Source organism: Streptomyces sp. ADI96-02, from assembly GCF_003846185.1.
Taxonomy (GTDB): Bacteria; Actinomycetota; Actinomycetes; order Streptomycetales; family Streptomycetaceae; genus Streptomyces.
Genome location: NZ_ML123034.1, coordinates 6,785,110 through 6,801,104 on the forward strand (window position 1 = coordinate 6,785,110; position 15,995 = coordinate 6,801,104).

Genomic DNA, 15,995 nt, shown 5'->3' on the forward strand with positions numbered 1-15,995 from the left:
AACTGGGGTACGAGCGCCGCATGACCTTGCAACATCCGGCGCAGCGCGGCGGAAACGAGCGCGGCGCCTTCGGGACACTCGCCGAGAAGGCGTCGAACTTCACCAGCAGTCCGGCCTTCTTCGGCGTGTGCCTGCTCCTCGTCGGCACCGTGATCGGGGTGCACATCGCCAAGGCGCCCCTGACGTGGATGCTCCTCGCCGGCGAATCGATGACCGCCGTGACCCTGCTCCTGCTCGCCCTGCTCAAGAACAGCGAGCGCCGGGCGGAGCACGCCGTCCAGCGCAAGCTCGACGCCATCGCCGCCGCTCTTCTGGAGGGCCAGCGGGGCGACGTCGGCCCGGCCCAGCAGGAGCTGCGCAAGGCCATCAGGATCGAGGAGGAGACGTGATCAGCGCAGCGCCGCGGGCAGCTCCTCGCGGTGGATGACGCCGAGCCGCTGGGTGGCCCGGGTCAGCGCCACGTACAGATCGCTCGTGCCGTACCGGCCCGGCTCCACGACCAGCACGTGGTCGAATTCGAGCCCCTTGGCCTGGCGCGGGTCCAGCAGCACCACCGGGCGGGTGAGGTCGGGCTCGCCGCCGGCCGCGACTCCGTCCAGCGGAGCGGCGATCTCCTCGTGCAGCTCCCGTGGCGCGATCACCGCCAGCCGCCCCTCCCCGGGCGTCATTTCCACCACCGCCCGCGCCACCGCGCCCGCCAGATCCGCGCCCGCGTTCCGCCGCCACGGCGTCCGGCCGGTGGAGCGCACCGCCCCGGGCGGCTCGAAGGCGGGGTCCTTCTCCCGCACCACCGCTGCGGCCAGTTCCATGATCTCGGCGGGCGTCCGGTAGTTCACCGTCAGCTTCACGTGCTCGAAGCGGTCGCCGACGTACGGCCGCAGGATCTCCTGCCACGAACCGACGCCCGCCTCCTCGGAGGTCTGCGCCGGGTCGCCGACCAGCGTCAGCGACCGGGTCGGCGAGCGCCGCATCAGCAGCCGCCACGCCATGGGCGACAGCTCCTGCGCCTCGTCGACGATGATGTGCCCGAACGCCCAGCTCCGGTCGGCGGCGGCACGTTCGGCCGCGCTGCGGTGATCGGCCTCCTCCTGGCGCTCCGCCATGCGTTCGGCGTCGATGATGTCGTGGGCGGCGAGGAGTTCGGACTCCTCGTCCTCGAACTCGTAGGACTGCGAACCCCGTGACAGTTCCAGGACGCCCTGCGCGTAGGCGACGCGCTCCTGCCGCTCGGCCTCGGCGGCGGCCCGCTCGGCGCTGTCGTCGACCCCGAGCAGTTCGGCCGCCTCGTCGAGCAGCGGTACGTCGCCGGGCGTCCAGCGCCTCTCCAGGGGCGAGCGCCTGATGGCTTCGGCGTCCGCGTCCGACACGTAGACCGGATCGGCCAGGTACTCGGTGAGGAAGCCCTCCGGGGTGAGCGGCGGCCACAGCTCGTCGACGGCGGCGTGCACCTCCTTGCTCACGGCCACGCCCCGCCCGAGCTGCGCGATGTCGTCCGGACCGAGGAAGTTGGGCCCGCCGTAGGGGTCGGCGCCGATGCGCTCGGCGAGCTGCGCGGTGAGCGCGTCGATGACCCGGAAGGCGAAGTGGGGGCGGGCGAGGTTGTGCGGCAGCAGGGTGTCGCGGGCCGCCTGCCGAGCTTCGTAGGCGATCTCCCAGTCCAGGATCAGGTCACCGCCGTCGTCGTGCGGAATGACCAGCGCGGCACCGGGTTCGGGCAGCCGCTGCCGGTCGCGTACGGCGAGGGAGAGCGCCTCGGCCATCGCCTCGCCGCCCTTGACCGCCGCCGCGCGCGGCGTGTCGGAGCCCGTCGCCCGCACTCCGGGGAACAGCTCCGCCTGCGTGGCCAGCAGGACCCCCGTCTCACCGAGCGCGGGCAGCACCTCGGCGATGTACTGGAGGAACGCCGGGTTGGGGCCCACGATCAGCACGGCGCGCTTGGCCAGCAGCTCGCGCTGCTCGTACAGGAGGAAGGCGGCCCGGTGCAGAGCGACCGCGGTCTTCCCGGTGCCGGGGCCGCCCTCGACGACCAGCACACCGCGGTGCGGGGCGCGGATGATGCGGTCCTGGTCCTCCTGGATGGTCCGCACGATGTCGCCCATGCGGCCGGTGCGCGCGGCGTCGAGCGCCGCCAGCAGGACGGTGTCGCCGTTCGGATCCTCGAAACCGGTCCGCTCCCGGTCCCCGAGGTCGAGGATCTCGTCATGGAGCTCGGTCACCGAACGCCCCTCGGTGGCGATGTGGCGACGTCTGCGCAACCCCATCGGGGTGTGGCCGGTGGCCAGATAGAAAGGCCGGGCGACCGGCGCGCGCCAGTCGATGAGGAGGGGCGTGCGCGCGGAGTCGTCCTCGCGGATGCCGACACGGCCGATATGGTGCGACGTGCCGTCGGCGAAGTCGATGCGGCCGAAACAGAGCGAGCCGTCCACCGCGTTGAGCGCGGCCAGCAGGCCCGAACGCTCCGCGACGAGGACGTCCCGTTCCAGCCGGGCCTGGAGCCCTGTCCCGACCGGCGTCAGCGCCTCCTCGACGCCCCGCGCGGCGACTCCGCGCAGATCGTCGACACGGTCGTGGAGCCGGTCGATGAATTCCTGCTCCTCGTGCAATTCGACGCTCTCCCGGTTTGACAAAACAACTCCCCGCCGGATATGGTTCCTCTTGTAAGGCCCCTTCGCGGGGCCTTTCTTCGTTTCACGCAGAAGAATCCAATATACGCGCGAAAATCCCCGGGGCGCAATTACGGACCGGGGATTTCCGCTGTCCCGGCGGGCGGCGGGCGGCGGGCGGCGTCGGGCCCGGAGCGCACCTGTCGGCGCTGAGAGGCCGGCCCCCGCGCGAGTGCGCACCCAACTCTGCGTCCGTCCAGGTGCATTCCGTCCGGAGGGGGCGTGTCCTCACGTCCGCGGCGCGTCTGCGGGTAAGGGTTGGATCTCGGAACCATTCGTTACGTACGCACTCCGAGAGGGAGCACTCATGCTTCGCCGTATCGCGTTCACCCTGGCCACCGTCGCCGTCGCCGGATTCGTCGCGGCCGCCCCCGCCGCCGCGTCCGACCGGGAGGGCGGAAAGGTCGCCGCCGGCTACCAGGAGATCGAGGGGCACCGCGCGAGCGGGGAGTTCCTGAACCTGGGCGGCCCGTACGGGATCACCTACGCCAAGGGCGAGATGGAGCACCTCCGCGCCGAGCGCGGCTACTTCTACGCCGAGTACCTTCAGGGCCGCTGACCTCTCCAGCGGCACGACCGGGCCCACCCCGCACGGGGTGGGCCCTGTTCCGTCACCGCGCGGAGAGGTGGTGCGGGTCAGACCTCGCCGAGGTCCGAACTGAGCCAGTGGCGGGGCTGCATGGAGATGACGACCTGCTCCCCGTGTTCCCGCCAGGCGAAGTCGACGTAGGCGTCGACCTTCTCGGGCCGCAGGTAGCGCGACGCCATCTCGACGAGTTGTTCACGCGTTGCCGGGAGCGTCGAGACGACGGGGCCCTCGACGGACACGTACCGAACGGTCGGCGTGACGCGGTCGACCATCAGGCTGAACCGTCCGGCCCCGGCGATCAGCCTTCCCTTGCGGGAGTCGCGGCCCGTCATGATCCAGAGGTCGCCGCCCGGCGCGTACTGGTACCAGATGGGCACGGTGAGCGGGGCGCGCCCCTTCTCCGCCGAGGCCACGGCCAGCGCGGCGACATGCGGCTCGGCCAGGAATTGCTCGCGTTCCTCGTGGGTCAGCGCCACGGGCACTCCTTCATCGACTGGTCGTGCTGCGTCCGGTTGTCCTGTCTCCAGGATGCAGTACCGGGCGTCCCGCGTCCCGTCGCCGCCGCACGCGTCGGCTTCTTCCCCGAGCCACCGAGGCCGCTGAGCCGTCAGCCCGCCGTCAGCCCGCCGGCTCAGCCGGTCGCGCCGTCGTCCTCGGCCGGCAGCCAGGCGCCGTGCAGGCCGAGCGGCACGCGGACGGGGATGCGCACCCGGGCCACGGGGCCGCTCGCGGGGTCCTGGTCCGGGATGATCAGGAACCAACTCGTGCCGTCGGTACGGTCGGTGGCGAAGGTCATCCAGTATCCGCCGTCGCTGTCGCCGCCGTCCGGTCCGGGCGCCGGGGCGAACACCGGCTCGCCGACGGAGAGGTCTCCGGCGTTCCAGGTCTGCGAGGCGGTCTCCGAGCCCCGGTGGTCGTACCAGCGCAGCGCGTCGTACTCGCCGGACAGCAGCCCGGCCGTCCGGCCGCTGTCGGCGGCGACGGCCGAACGCCGGTGCGGGCGGCCGGTCATCCGGTCGTCGATGCGGGGGAGCTCGATCCTCCGGTCGTCCAACTGCGTGCGGCGCAGGGTGCCGGCGACCGGATCGATGACGGCCCTCGTCAGCCCCTTGTACGTTCCGCTGCCCGCGTCGAGAGGGGCCGGCCCGAGCGTGAGGCTCGGCCACTGCACGTACTCCAGCACGACGTCGCCGTCCGGGGCGTTGTCGTAGGCGTTGACGGTGTGCCAGAGCCAGAACGCGTCGTCGTGCGCCCAGCGGACGGGCCCGCCGTCCCGGGGGATGAGCACCACCCGGGTTCCCTCCTCGGGGCGCCAGGCGATGAAGGCCCCGCCGCTCATGGCCGCCTCGATGTCGAAGAAGGCGGGCGCCAGGACGAGGACCAGGTACCGCTCGGTGAGAGCCATGTCGTGGATCATCACGGGTCGGTCGGCACCGGCCACGGGCGTCGGGCCCCGCCGGACGGTCCCGTCCGGACCGATGAGCGACCAGGTGAGGAAGGGCGGTTCCAGCGCGTAGCAGAAGACGGCCATCTCGCCCGTGACCGGATCGATCTTGGGATGCGCCGTGATGCCCGCGGGCAGTCGCCCGCCGAAGGTCTCCTTGCGCAGGGTCTCCAGTTCCGGGCTCATCAGGAACGGGCAGCCGGACTCGGCCAGGGCGAGGAGCCGCCCCGCGTGCCGCACCACGTTGATGTCGGGCATGTCCCTGAAGGTGTTGGCGAGATCGGGCCCCACCTCCTCCGGACCCGGGGTCACCAGCGATTCGACGCCGCCCCACAGGGCGTGTCCCGCACGTTCCTCGGCGCGGAGGCTCGGCGTCCGCACGAAGCGGTTGCGGTAGCCGGCCGAACCCTGCGAGACGCGGACGCTGTGGAGCATCCCGTCGCCGTCGATCGGATACAGGTAGGAGCCGATGGGCGTGAAGCGGGGATTGGGCCCGTTGCGTACGTAGGAGCCGTCGAGATCGGCCGGTATCTCGCCGACGACCTGGAGAGCGGCTTCGTCGACCTCCTCGGTGACCGGGGCGAACCGTCCGGTGAGGTGGGCGACCCGCGACGGGTCGAACGTGGCGGCCTGGGCGTTCATCGTGACCTCCTGCGGCGTAAGGCAGCGGCGTGCGCTCCCTCGATTCGACCACCGCGGGTGCCGCCGGGCGACTTGTCGCGTCGGGGAGGAGCCGTGGTTCGCGAAGCTCGCGGGCGGAGCGATCGCCGAGCGCCTCCCGCGTACGTCCAGAGGGCGCGTACGTCGAGGGGGCGCGTACGTCGAGAGGGCGCGTACCCGCCCCGTCCGGGCCGGTACGCGCCCCCTCATGCGGCGGGGTGGCCGCCCGGTATCAGCCGCCCGGCAGGGCCTCGCGGGCCGAGCCGGCGACGGAGCGGACGGCCTGCCCGGTCCCGTGCACGGCGTCGGACGCCGACCTGCCGGCCGTCGCCGCCACCCGCTGGGCGCGATCGCCTGCCCAGGTCGCCCCACGGTGCACCGTCCTGTTGCCCCGGGACACCGCCGTGCGGGTCCGGTAGGCGAGTGACGGCTTGCCGTGGGTGTCGGCGGCGGCGATGAGCAGCCCGCCGATCAGGCCCAGGTTCTTGGCGAACTGGAGCCGTTGCAGCGTGCGCCGATCGGGGTCCTCCTCCTTCCACCAGGCGTGGCCGGCGAGAGTCGTCGGCACGAGACTCGCGGCCAGGGCGAGCGAGGCGAAGCGCGGGAACCTGCCCAGTGTGAGCAGCGCGCCCGCGCCGAACTGCACGGCCGCGTTGATCCGGACCAGGTGGACGGGGTCCTCGGTGAGCGGGCCGATACGTCGCGCCAGGGGCACCGCGACCGCCTCGGCGGCCGGGGCCGCCCCGTGCGGGTCGCGCAGAGTGCGCAGGCCCCCGGCGACGAAGGGTGCGGCCAGCAGGGGCCGGGCGATTCTTCTCAGGACAGCCATGCCCCGTCGTCTGCCCGGTGCGGCGCCCGGCATACGTGGCCGAGGACGGACCGCGTCCGGCGGTACCGCGAGCGGGGGACGCGGAGCTGATCGACAATGACGGGCAGGAGCCGGCGGCGGCCGACCACGCCGCCGTCCCGGCCGAGAGGAGGAACGGCGGCATGGGCGGACAGCCGCTGCCGGCGCACCGGGCTCCGCGCCCGGGGAGCGCCGCGCGCGCGAGGCCGGGCACGCGGTCCGGAGCGAAGGGGACGCGGGTGTGATCACCGGCGCTGACAGGGCCCCGATCCTCCGCCGGGCGGTCCGGGTGACCGTCGCGGTGAGCGCCGGCTTCTACCCGCTGCTGTACGCGGCGGGGCAGCCCATCGCGGCCGTCTACGCGCTCTTCGCCCCCATCGCGCTCGGCCTGCTCTCCGCCATCCCCGGGTCCGGCCGGCAGCGGGCGTCCGTCGTGCTGCGGGCCCTTCCCGTGGCCCTCGTGCTGGTGATCCTCGGAACGTTCCTCGCGGCTCACACCTGGGCCGCCGCCGCGGGCATGCTCGTCGTCGGCTTCGTCCTGGCCTTCGCCGCCGTGGCCGGGCCCCGTGCGGCCGGAGCCGCCCCGGGCCTCCAGCTCTTCTACATGCTCGCCTGCTTCCCGCCGTACGCTCCCGGGTCGCTGGCGGAGCGGCTGTCGGGGCTGGCCGTGGGAACGCTGGTGCTCGCCCTCTGCGAGATGCTGCTCCCGGAGCCGCCCGCCGACTCCTACCGGGATCGGCTGGCGACCGCGCTGGACACGGCCGCCCGGGGCGCGTCGCCCGGCGGGCCGACGCCCGGGGAGCTTCGCGAGGCCGGCTCCCGGCTCCGCCTGCGCGACGTCCCGCCCGCGGAATGCCCGGCGGGCGCCGGCCGCCGGGAGCGCGCGCTGGAACAGGGCGGGCGCACCGTACGCCGCCTCCTGGACCAGTTGGCGGCGCTGGCCGCGGCCCCGTCGCCGGCCGTCGATCCCGCTTCCGCGACGCTTCTGGGCCGGGTCGCGGAGCTGTGCACCGCCTCCGCGCGCTTCCTGCGCACCGGAAAGGACCAGCCGGCCGCCGGGGAACTGGAGCGGGCCATGCGGAGCTTCCAGGCGGAGCGCGTCCGTCTGACGTCCGGGCCGCCCGGCAGCGCGCCGCCGGACGACGTGCTGCGCCATCAGTCGCGGGTGCTGGCCCTGGCCGAGTCCGCGCGCATGGTGGAGATCACCACCGACATCGGGGTGCACGGCAGGCCGACCGAACCGCCCGTACCGCGCCGGCTCTTCTGGTACGCCGAACTCTCCAACCCGAGGCTGTGGGCCCGGCGGGTCACCGGGAACGTGACGCTCAGATCGGTGCTGTTCCAGAACGCCGTGCGGACGGCACTCGGCCTCACCGCGGCCCGACTGGTGGCCGGGTACCTCGATCTGGCTCACGGGTTCTGGGTGCTGCTGGCCGTGCTGACGCTCGGACGCACCACGGCGGGCGAGACCTGGCAGGCGGTCCGCCGGGCAGTGGCCGGGACGGCCGTCGGAGCGCTGGTGGCGGGACTGCTCCTGGTCGGACTCGGCACGCACACCGACGTCTACGCCGGCCTGCTGGCCCCCGCGATGCTGGTCGGCTTCGCGCTCGGGCCGCTGCTCGGGCTCGCCTACACGCAGGGACTGTTCACCCTGATCGTGGCCACCGCTTTCGCGCAGGTCTCGCCGGTCACCTGGCGGCTCTCCGAGGCCCGGATGATCGACGTCGTCACCGGCAGCGTGATCGGCCTGCTGTGCGGGCTGCTGGCCTGGCCGGCCGGGGCCGGGCGGGAAGTCCACCGCGCGATGGCGCGGCTGCTGCGCTCCTGCGGCACGCTGGTGCCGGTGACGGCCCAGGAACTGCTGCAACCGTCGTCCGGCGCGAGCGCCTCACCCCAGACCCTGCCGAGCGTCCATCTCCTGCGCCTGGCCGAGGCGGCGTACGGGCAGTACCGCAGCGAGTCCGCGAGCGCCCGGGAGCCCGGCGGCGCGGACTGGCACGCGGTGCTCATCTCGGCCAACCACATCATCCTCGGCGCCCACTGGCTGCCTCGCTTCGGCCTCCGCCCGCTCGCGGCCCCCACCGCCCCGTCCATCGAGCGGGCCAGGGGCACGGCGGCGGACCTGGAGGCGGAGGCCGACCGGATCGCACTCCTGCTCACCGGCGGCCGACCGGTGCCCGGCGCGTCTCTCCTTCCGGCGGCGGGCGGTGTACCGCAGGCGCCGCTGCCGGTCGACCTGGAGGTGTGGATGACGGGCCTCGCCCACCAGTTCCGCCGCATCGAGGGGTCCATCACGCCGCCGCGTCCCTGAGCGCACGCGGCGGGCCGCACGCCCCCGGGGCGTCCGGTCAGGAGGCCGTCGCGTCGATCAGCACGCCGGGGTTGAGGATCCCGGCCGGGTCGAGTGCGCGCTTGGCGGCGTGCAGCACGAGCGCGAACGGCTCCGGCCGCTGGCGGTCGTAGCCGGGCCGGTGGTCGCGTCCCACCGCGTGATGGTGCGTGACCGTCGCGCCGTGCTCGCCGAGCGTCTCGGTCGCGGCGGACTTGATCTCGTCCCACATCGCGACCTCCTGCCCGGGGCGGCCCGGAGCGACCACCGTGAAGTAGGGGGCGGCTCCGTCGGGATAGACGTGAGTGAAACGGCAGTTGATCAGGCCGGGGGATCCGGTGACCCGGTGCACGGCGGCCCCCACCTCGCGGCGCACCGCCTCGTACAGCTCCGGTACGCGGTCCCAGGTGCAGGCCGTCTCGAACGTCTCGCTGATCACGCTCATCCTCGCCAGCCCGTCGCGGACGTACGGCATGCGCAGGAACGCCGAGCGCCACGCGTCCGCCGCCGAGCCCCCGCCGTCGGGGGCCGGGTCCGCGGGGGAGCCGCCGTGGTCGCGGGCCAGGGCGACGAGTTCGGCCAGCCGGCCGTCCACCGGGCCGTGGGCCGACTCCACCCCCAGCACCAGTACGCTCTCCCCGCCGCGGGCGACCCCCGACAGTGCGGCCTCGCCGGGGTCGAGCAGACGGCAGTTGGCCGGGTGCAGGCCCGACTGGGCGATGGCCCGCAGGGCTTCCACCGCGGCCGGGAAGCCGGTGAACGCCACCGAGGCGGAGACCTTGTGCAGCGGCCGGTCCTGAAGGCGCATCCACGCCTCGGTGATCACCCCCAGCGCGCCCTCGGAACCGAGGAACAGCCGGTCCGGGGAGGGGCCCGCTCCGGAGGCCGGCAGCCGCAGCGACCGGCTGACGCCCACGGGCGTCACCACGTTCAGGGACTCGACCAGGTCGTCGATGTGGGTGTGCAGGGTGGCGTAGTGGCCGCCGGCCCGGGTGGCGAGCCATCCGCCGAGTGTCGAGAACTCGAAGCTCTGCGGAAAATGCCGCAACGTCAGCCCGTGCGGCCTGAGTTGTGCTTCCAGATCGGGACCCAGAACGCCCGCCTGGACGCGCGCCGCCCGGCTGACGCGGTCGATCTCCAGCACCCGGTTCAGCCCCGAGAGGTCCATCGACAGGACGCCCGCGTGGAGACCCGCGCGGTACTCGACCCCGCCGACCACCGAACTGCCCGCTCCGTACGGGACGACGGCGACGCCGGCGCCGGAGGCCCAGTCGAGGAGGTCCGCCACGTCCCGCCCGTCCCGCGGGAAGGCGACCAGGTCCGGGGCGGCCGACAGGTCGCCGTCCAGGGCGCGCACGACGTCGCGGAATGCCTTGCCGTACGTGTGCGCCGCCCGGTCGGCGGGCGCGGCCGACATCAGGTGGGCGAGCGTCGGAGACATCGGTATCCGGGCGGGCGGCAGGTCGAGCGAGGCGATGGGGGGAACGGGCCGCGGGGCGTGTGCCGCGCCGGGGACGAGCTGCGCCAGCGCGAGGCATTCCGCGTCGGGCAGCGCCCGTTCCGGGGATCCCCAGCCCCACCAGGACCGGGCGTGGCCGGCTCGGCGCGATGTCGAGGTCGTGTCCATGGGCATATGACCTTCCGGTAATTTACCGCGAGGTAATTTACTGCAACGTATAGTCCGGGCATGGACACGGCAAGAGGTGCGTCGGACTCCGCGGCCGAATCCGCACGGGCGAAGCCCGCGGCGGCGAACCCGGTGGGGACGAAGGGCGTTCCCCGGGCGCGGCGCGAGGCGCAGATCCTCGGCGCGGCGACGGAGGAGTTCGGCCGGCACGGACACGCCGCCGCCTCCATGGCCTCGATCGCGCGGCGCGTCGGCGTCACCAAGCCCTTGCTCTACACGTACTTCGGCTCCAAGGACGGGCTCTACCTCGCCTGCCTGGAGGCGATCGCGGCCCCTCTCGTGTCGGCCGTCGACGCGGCGATGGCCGAGGGCCCGCCCGGATCCGGCACTCCCGGGGCGAGCGTCCCCCAACTCGTCCTGGAAGCGGTCTTCCGCACCCTGGAAGGGCGGCGGCACGCCTGGTTCGTGCTGTACGACAGGACGTTGCGGCCCGGAAGCGAGCTGCACACCGCCGCGCGGCGCCACCGCGGACGGATCGACGCGCTCGCGGTCTCGGGGACCGCCGAGGTGCTGCGCGCGCACGGCGACGACGATCCGCTGGACGCGGACGCGCTCAAACACGTGTGGACCGGGACGGTGAGCGCGCTCGTGGGCTGGTGGATCTCCCACCCCGACCAGTCCGCCCGGGACATGGCGGTGCGCTGCTCCCGCCTGCTGGCCGCGATCCGGGACGGGGCCTGAGCCCGCCGCGTCCACTTGCGGCGGGGCCCGTACGCGTATCACGGGCGTGGGTCCGTACGCCGAGGACGGCCCCGGCGGCGTGCGGTGCCGGGGCCGTCCTCGGGGCGGGCTGTGCTGCCGGTCGGTCAGGGGCGGGCGGTGAGGTAGCCGCCCATGGAGGTGAAGTACTCGCTCGCGGGCAGCTCGCGGCCGTCCTCGGTCCGTACGCGCGTGATGGCCAGGCCGTGGTTGCGGCCGGTGCGGGCGTCGGCTCCGGCGACGATCACCACGCCCTCGCCCTCCCGGTAGAAGACGCGCCCCGGCGTCCCGCCGTAGCGGCCCTCGGACACCACGGCGGAGAGGACCTCCAGCCGCTGTCCCCGGTGGAAGGTGAAGGCGCTGGGGTAGGGCGCGGACTGGGCGCGGACCAGGCGTTCGAGGTCCTGGGCCGGCCAGGTCCAGTCGATGCGGATGTCCTCGGTGGAGCGCTTGTGGAAGAAGCTCGCGCGGGAGCGGTCCTGCCGGGTGAACTCCGGCTGCCCGGAGGCGATGAGGTCGAGGGCGCCGATGGTGACCGGGGCGATGAGGTCGACGGTGCGGTGGAAGAGGTCGGTGGCCGTGTCCGTCGGTCCGACCGGGATGGCCTCCTGCCGGACGATGTCGCCGGCGTCGAGCTCGTCGTCCATCATGTGCGCGGTGACGCCGACCTCGGACTCGCCGTTGATCAACGCCCAGATCAGCGGGGAGAAGCCCGCGTACTTCGGCAGCAGCGAGTCGTGGACGTTCAGCGTGCCGTGGCGCGGGAGGCCGAAGATGCGCGGCGGTATCCAGGTGCGCCAGTTGTTGGCGACGATGATGTCCGCGTCCGCCTCCTTGAGGCGCTCGAACAGCTCCTCGTCGTCGGGGCGGTTGCGGATCAGGACCGGGACGCCGTGCTCCTCGGCGAGGTCGGCGACCGAATCGCTCCAGATCTTCTCGTACGCGTGCTCGCTCTTGGGATGGGTCACGACCAGCACGACGTCGTGCTCGGACTCCAGGAGGGCTTGCAGGGTGCGGTGGCCCCAGGTCTGGTAACCGAACATGACGACCCGCATGGGGTTCCTCCTTGGAGCAGGGATAGATCGCGGCAAGTAAAGCAAGCCTTACTTTATGCTGCAACAGTGCTACGTCGCGCAGCGGTTGATGAGCTGTCAACGAGCAGCCGTCCGTTTTGCCCCGGTCGACAACACCGCAAGATTAGCTTAGGCTCACCTAAGTTCAAGTGGGCAGCTCTGTCGGCGTGCCCATCTTTTCGTATTTTCCCCCACGCCTGACAGGCGGCTTTCCCGCACGATGGGAGTGACATGTCACAGGTTCTTCCTGGCGACGCACCACTGGTCCACGACCTCATTGGCATCGGCTTCGGCCCGTCCAATGTGGCCATGGCGATCGCGCTCAGTGAGCACAACGCCAAAGTCGGCAGGGAGGAGTCGGTCACCGCTCACTTCTTCGAGCAGCAGCCGAGCTTCGGCTGGCACCGCGGCATGCTCATCGACGACGCCACCATGCAGGTGTCGTTCCTCAAGGACCTGGTGACCCTGCGGAACCCGTCCAGCGAGTTCAGCTTCCTGTGCTACCTGCAGAACAAGGGCCGGTTGATCGACTTCATCAACCACAAGAACCTCTTCCCGCTGCGGGTGGAGTTCCACGACTACTTCGAGTGGGCCGCGGCCAAGGTCGACGACATGGTCTCCTACGGCCACGAAGTCGTCTCCGTCACGCCGTTCGTCCACGACGGCGTCGTGGAGTACCTGGACGTGACCGTCCGCTCCGGCGGCGGTCTGGAGACCCATCGCGCGCGCAACCTCGTCATAGGCACCGGTCTGCGCCCCCGGATGCCCGAGGGCGTCGAGCGCGGCGAACGCGTCTGGCACAACTCCGACCTGCTGCGGAAGGTCGACGGACTGGAAGGCGCCTCGCCCTCGCGGTTCGTCGTCGTCGGCGCGGGGCAGAGCGCCGCCGAGAACGTCGCCTACCTGCACCGGCGCTTCCCGGACGCCGAGGTCTGCGCGGTCTTCTCCCGCTACGGCTACAGCCCCGCCGACGACAGCAGCTTCGCCAACCGGATCTTCGACCCCGGCGCGGTCGACGACTACTTCGCGGCGCCCGACAGCGTCAAGAACCGGCTCATGGCCTACCACGGCAACACCAACTACTCCGTGGTGGACATCGACCTGATCGACGACCTCTACCGGCAGATGTACCGGGAGAAGGTCCTCGGGACCGAGCGGCTGCGCTTCATCAACGTCTCCCGGGTCACCGGCGTCGAGGAGGCCCCCGACCGGGTCCACGCCCTCGTGAAGTCCCTCGTGACCGAGGAGGAGTCCTCGCTGGACGCCGACGTCGTGGTGTTCGCCACCGGCTACAGCCCCGCCGACCCGCTCGGCCTCCTCGGCGAGGTCGCCGAGCGCTGCCTGCGCGACGACGAGGGCCGTGTCCGCGTCGAGCGCGACTACCGGCTCGCGACCGACCCCTACCTGCACTGCGGCATCTACCTCCAGGGCGGTACGGAGCACACGCACGGCATCACGACGTCGCTGCTGTCGAACACCGCGATACGGGTCGGCGAGATCCTGGACTCGCTGCTCGACCGGCGCGTCAAGGCCACCTCTGACGAGGCCAGTCCGGTCGCCGGGGGAACCGGCCGCTAGGGCCTGTCCGACCATTCCCGTCGTCGCCCGCAGGGCGTCGTGAGGCAGGCGGGAATTATCAGACAGGCCCCAGACCGCCCCCGGCGCACGCGGGTCGAGCGCCCGGCCCCTCGGCCGCGTGCCGGGGGGTCGGGCGCGCAGCCGCTCGGCGACTCCGCGTCAGGGGCGCATACGGCGGCACGCGCCCCGCGCGAGCACCAGGCGCACGACCGGCCAGGCGCACGGCCGATCAGGCGCACGACCGTCCGTGCGTCTCTGTTCGAACCAAGGGATATCGTTCGTCGACATGTGCACGACTGCAGTGGAACGCCCCGTGCCCGGGGAGGCTACGGACACCCGTGGGCGGCGGGTCGCGGGGCTGGGCATCCTCGCGGTGGCTCTGGTGATCGCGGCAGGCGTGTCGCTGGCCGTCGGCGCACGCGCGTTGAGCCCGGCCGAGGTCTGGCACGGGCTGTTCGGCACGCCCGACCCCGACCAGCGGCTCACCGAGATCCGGCTCATCGTGCAGACCGTGCGCGTGCCCCGGACCGTCCTCGCGCTCGTGGCGGGCACGGCCCTGGGCGTCGGCGGTGCGCTGATCCAGGGCTACACCCGCAACCCCATCGCCGACACCGGTCTGCTCGGGGTGAACTCGGGCGCCTCGTTCGCCGTCGTGGCGGGCATCGCCCTGTTCGGCTTCACCGACCCGTTCCAGTACGTCTGGTTCGGCTTCGCGGGCGCGGCGGTCGCGGGGGTCGTGGTCTTCGGCCTGGCGAGCATCGGCAGGGGAGCGGGCAATCCGCTGACGCTCGCCCTGGCCGGGCAAGGGGTCACCGTCTTCCTCGCCGCGATGACCACGGCGGTCGCGCTGACCGACAAGGAGTCGCTGAACGCGCTGCGCTTCTGGAACGCGGGCTCCGTGGCCGGTGTCGGATTCGACGTCATCCGGCCCGTGACCGTCTTCGTGGCCGCCGGACTGCTCCTCGCGCTGATCACGCTGCCGGCCCTCAACCTGCTCAACCTCGGCGACGACGTGGCCCGGGGGCTGGGCGTGAACATCGCCCTCAGCCGGACCGTCGGCATCGCGGCCGTCACCCTGCTGGCGGGCGCGGCCACGGCGGCCTGCGGCCCCATCGCCTTCCTCGGGCTCATGGTGGCCCACGTGGCCCGGTACCTCACCGGCCCCGACTACCGCTGGCTGGTGCCGTACGCGGGCCTGCTCGGGGGCGGCTTCCTGCTGGTCTGCGACATCGTGGGCCGCCTCGTGGTGCGGCCGGGCGAACTGGACGCGGGTGTCGTCGTCGCCCTGCTGGGCGCGCCCTTCTTCGCGGTCCTGGTCTGGCGAGGGAAGTTCAAGAGCGCATGAACGGGACTGAAGTGAACCCATCGCTGGCGCCGGGCGTGCGGCTCGGCCACGTGTCGTTCGTCTGGCGGCCCTGGCTCGTCCTGGTCACGCTGCTGCTGGCGGCCGCGACCTTCCTGGTCTTCTGCCTCTCCATCAGCATCGGGGACTTCCCGATCGCCCTGCCCCGGGTGATCGCCACGATCCTCGGCCGAGGCGAACAGGTCGACGCGTTCGTGGTCATGGACCTGAGGATGCCGCGGGCCCTGGCCGGCCTCGTCGTGGGCATCGCCCTGGGCACGTCCGGGGCGCTCACCCAGTCGGTCGCCCGCAATCCGCTCGCCAGTCCGGACATCCTGGGCATCACCGGCGGAGCCACCGCCGTCGCGGTGTTCCTGGTGACGGTGACGGGCGGGACCGCGGCGGCGGTCGCCGGCTCGGTGGGGCTGTCGGCGGCGGCGCTCGCGGGCGGTCTCGGCACGGGGCTGCTCGTCTACTTCCTGGCGTGGCGGCGCGGCGTCGACGGCTTCCGCCTCATCCTCATCGGCATCTCGGTCACCGCCGTGACGCAGGCGATCACCACCTGGCTGCTGGTCTCGGCCGACATCCGGGACGTGGCCCGCGCCCAGGCGTGGCTCGTCGGCTCGTTGGACAACCGGCCGTGGGAGGAGGTCCGGACCGCCTTCTGGTGCACGCTGGTGCTCCTGGCGGTCGTGGCGGCCGTGGCCTTCCAGTTCAAGCCGATGCACCTCGGCGACGACGTCGCCGCCGGACTGGGCGTCCGCTTCAACCGGGTGCGGGCGGTCCTGCTGCTGTGCGCCGTCCTGCTGGCCGCCGTGGGAGTGAGCGCCGCGGGGCCGGTGCCGTTCGTCGCGCTGGTCGCGCCGCAGGTGGCGATGCGTCTGGCCAAGTGGCCGACGCCACCGGTCATCGCCTCCGGTCTGGTCGGGGCCCTGCTGCTGATCGGCTCGGACCTGGTGGCCCGCGCGGCGCTGCCGATCAGTCTTCCGGTCGGCGTGGTCACCGCCGCGATCGGCGGCCCGTTCCTCGTCTACCTGCTGGTACGGGCGAACGTCAGGTAGATGGTAAGAAGTAAGGCGAACCT

The 15,995-nt window shown here is 72.7% G+C and carries 13 protein-coding genes; 7 read left to right on the top strand and 6 right to left on the bottom strand.

Annotated features, from left to right (window positions below):
* Nucleotides 1-20 precede the first annotated feature (20 nt).
* Nucleotides 21-389 (top strand): low affinity iron permease family protein, encoded by a 369-nt coding sequence (locus EES43_RS29665; protein ID WP_124271630.1) that lies wholly within the window; start codon nucleotides 21-23, stop codon nucleotides 387-389.
* Here EES43_RS29665 and EES43_RS29670 read toward each other — a convergent pair whose 3' ends face one another.
* Nucleotides 390-2,603 carry a HelD family protein gene (locus tag EES43_RS29670; protein WP_124272214.1) on the bottom strand — a complete coding sequence of 738 codons (2,214 nt, stop codon included), beginning with the start codon at nucleotides 2,601-2,603 and terminating at the stop codon, nucleotides 390-392.
* A gap of 367 nt (nucleotides 2,604-2,970) precedes the next feature.
* On the opposite strand from EES43_RS29670, the gene EES43_RS29675 reads away from it, so the two are divergent.
* Nucleotides 2,971-3,222: a hypothetical protein gene (locus tag EES43_RS29675; protein WP_124271631.1), complete on the top strand. Its 252-nt coding sequence runs from the start codon at nucleotides 2,971-2,973 to the stop codon at nucleotides 3,220-3,222.
* 77 nt (nucleotides 3,223-3,299) lie between these two features.
* Here EES43_RS29675 and EES43_RS29680 read toward each other — a convergent pair whose 3' ends face one another.
* The 3 genes from EES43_RS29680 to EES43_RS29690 all read right to left on the bottom strand — a co-directional run bounded on the left by EES43_RS29680 (nucleotide 3,300) and on the right by EES43_RS29690 (nucleotide 6,185).
* A complete protein-coding gene (locus EES43_RS29680; RefSeq protein WP_124271632.1) occupies nucleotides 3,300-3,728 on the bottom strand; it encodes a pyridoxamine 5'-phosphate oxidase family protein in 429 nt (142 codons plus the stop codon).
* Between the two features lie 155 nt (nucleotides 3,729-3,883).
* The gene (locus EES43_RS29685) at nucleotides 3,884-5,338 is read right to left on the bottom strand and encodes a carotenoid oxygenase family protein (RefSeq protein WP_124271633.1); all 1,455 of its coding nucleotides are present in this window, start codon (nucleotides 5,336-5,338) and stop codon (nucleotides 3,884-3,886) included.
* 250 nt (nucleotides 5,339-5,588) lie between these two features.
* Nucleotides 5,589-6,185 carry a DoxX family protein gene (locus EES43_RS29690; protein WP_124271634.1) on the bottom strand — a complete coding sequence of 199 codons (597 nt, stop codon included), beginning with the start codon at nucleotides 6,183-6,185 and terminating at the stop codon, nucleotides 5,589-5,591.
* 259 nt (nucleotides 6,186-6,444) lie between these two features.
* Here EES43_RS29690 and EES43_RS29695 point away from each other — a divergent pair, with 259 nt between their 5' ends.
* Complete coding sequence (locus tag EES43_RS29695) at nucleotides 6,445-8,514, top strand: FUSC family protein (protein WP_241192584.1); 2,070 nt, start codon at nucleotides 6,445-6,447, stop codon at nucleotides 8,512-8,514.
* 37 nt (nucleotides 8,515-8,551) lie between these two features.
* Here EES43_RS29695 and EES43_RS29700 read toward each other — a convergent pair whose 3' ends face one another.
* Nucleotides 8,552-10,159: an FAD-binding oxidoreductase gene (locus EES43_RS29700; protein ID WP_124271635.1), complete on the bottom strand. Its 1,608-nt coding sequence runs from the start codon at nucleotides 10,157-10,159 to the stop codon at nucleotides 8,552-8,554.
* 60 nt (nucleotides 10,160-10,219) lie between these two features.
* Here EES43_RS29700 and EES43_RS29705 point away from each other — a divergent pair, with 60 nt between their 5' ends.
* Entirely contained in the window at nucleotides 10,220-10,900 is a 681-nt protein-coding gene (locus EES43_RS29705; protein ID WP_124271636.1) for a TetR/AcrR family transcriptional regulator, read from the top strand.
* Nucleotides 10,901-11,025: 125 nt separating this feature from the next.
* Here EES43_RS29705 and EES43_RS29710 read toward each other — a convergent pair whose 3' ends face one another.
* Nucleotides 11,026-11,973, bottom strand: coding sequence for a methionyl-tRNA formyltransferase (locus tag EES43_RS29710; protein ID WP_124271637.1), 948 nt, complete (start codon nucleotides 11,971-11,973; stop codon nucleotides 11,026-11,028).
* A 249-nt stretch (nucleotides 11,974-12,222) separates the two neighbouring features.
* Between EES43_RS29710 and EES43_RS29715 the strand changes: the two genes are divergently transcribed.
* The 3 genes from EES43_RS29715 (at nucleotide 12,223) to EES43_RS29725 (ending at nucleotide 15,972) form a co-directional block, all read left to right on the top strand.
* A complete protein-coding gene (locus EES43_RS29715) occupies nucleotides 12,223-13,569 on the top strand; it encodes a lysine N(6)-hydroxylase/L-ornithine N(5)-oxygenase family protein (protein ID WP_124271638.1) in 1,347 nt (448 codons plus the stop codon).
* Between the two features lie 286 nt (nucleotides 13,570-13,855).
* Nucleotides 13,856-14,914: a FecCD family ABC transporter permease gene (locus tag EES43_RS29720; RefSeq protein ID WP_124271639.1), complete on the top strand. Its 1,059-nt coding sequence runs from the start codon at nucleotides 13,856-13,858 to the stop codon at nucleotides 14,912-14,914.
* Nucleotides 14,911-15,972 (top strand): FecCD family ABC transporter permease, encoded by a 1,062-nt coding sequence (locus EES43_RS29725; protein ID WP_124271640.1) that lies wholly within the window; start codon nucleotides 14,911-14,913, stop codon nucleotides 15,970-15,972. The genes EES43_RS29720 and EES43_RS29725 overlap by 4 nt, the downstream gene beginning before the upstream one ends.
* Nucleotides 15,973-15,995 lie beyond the last annotated feature (23 nt).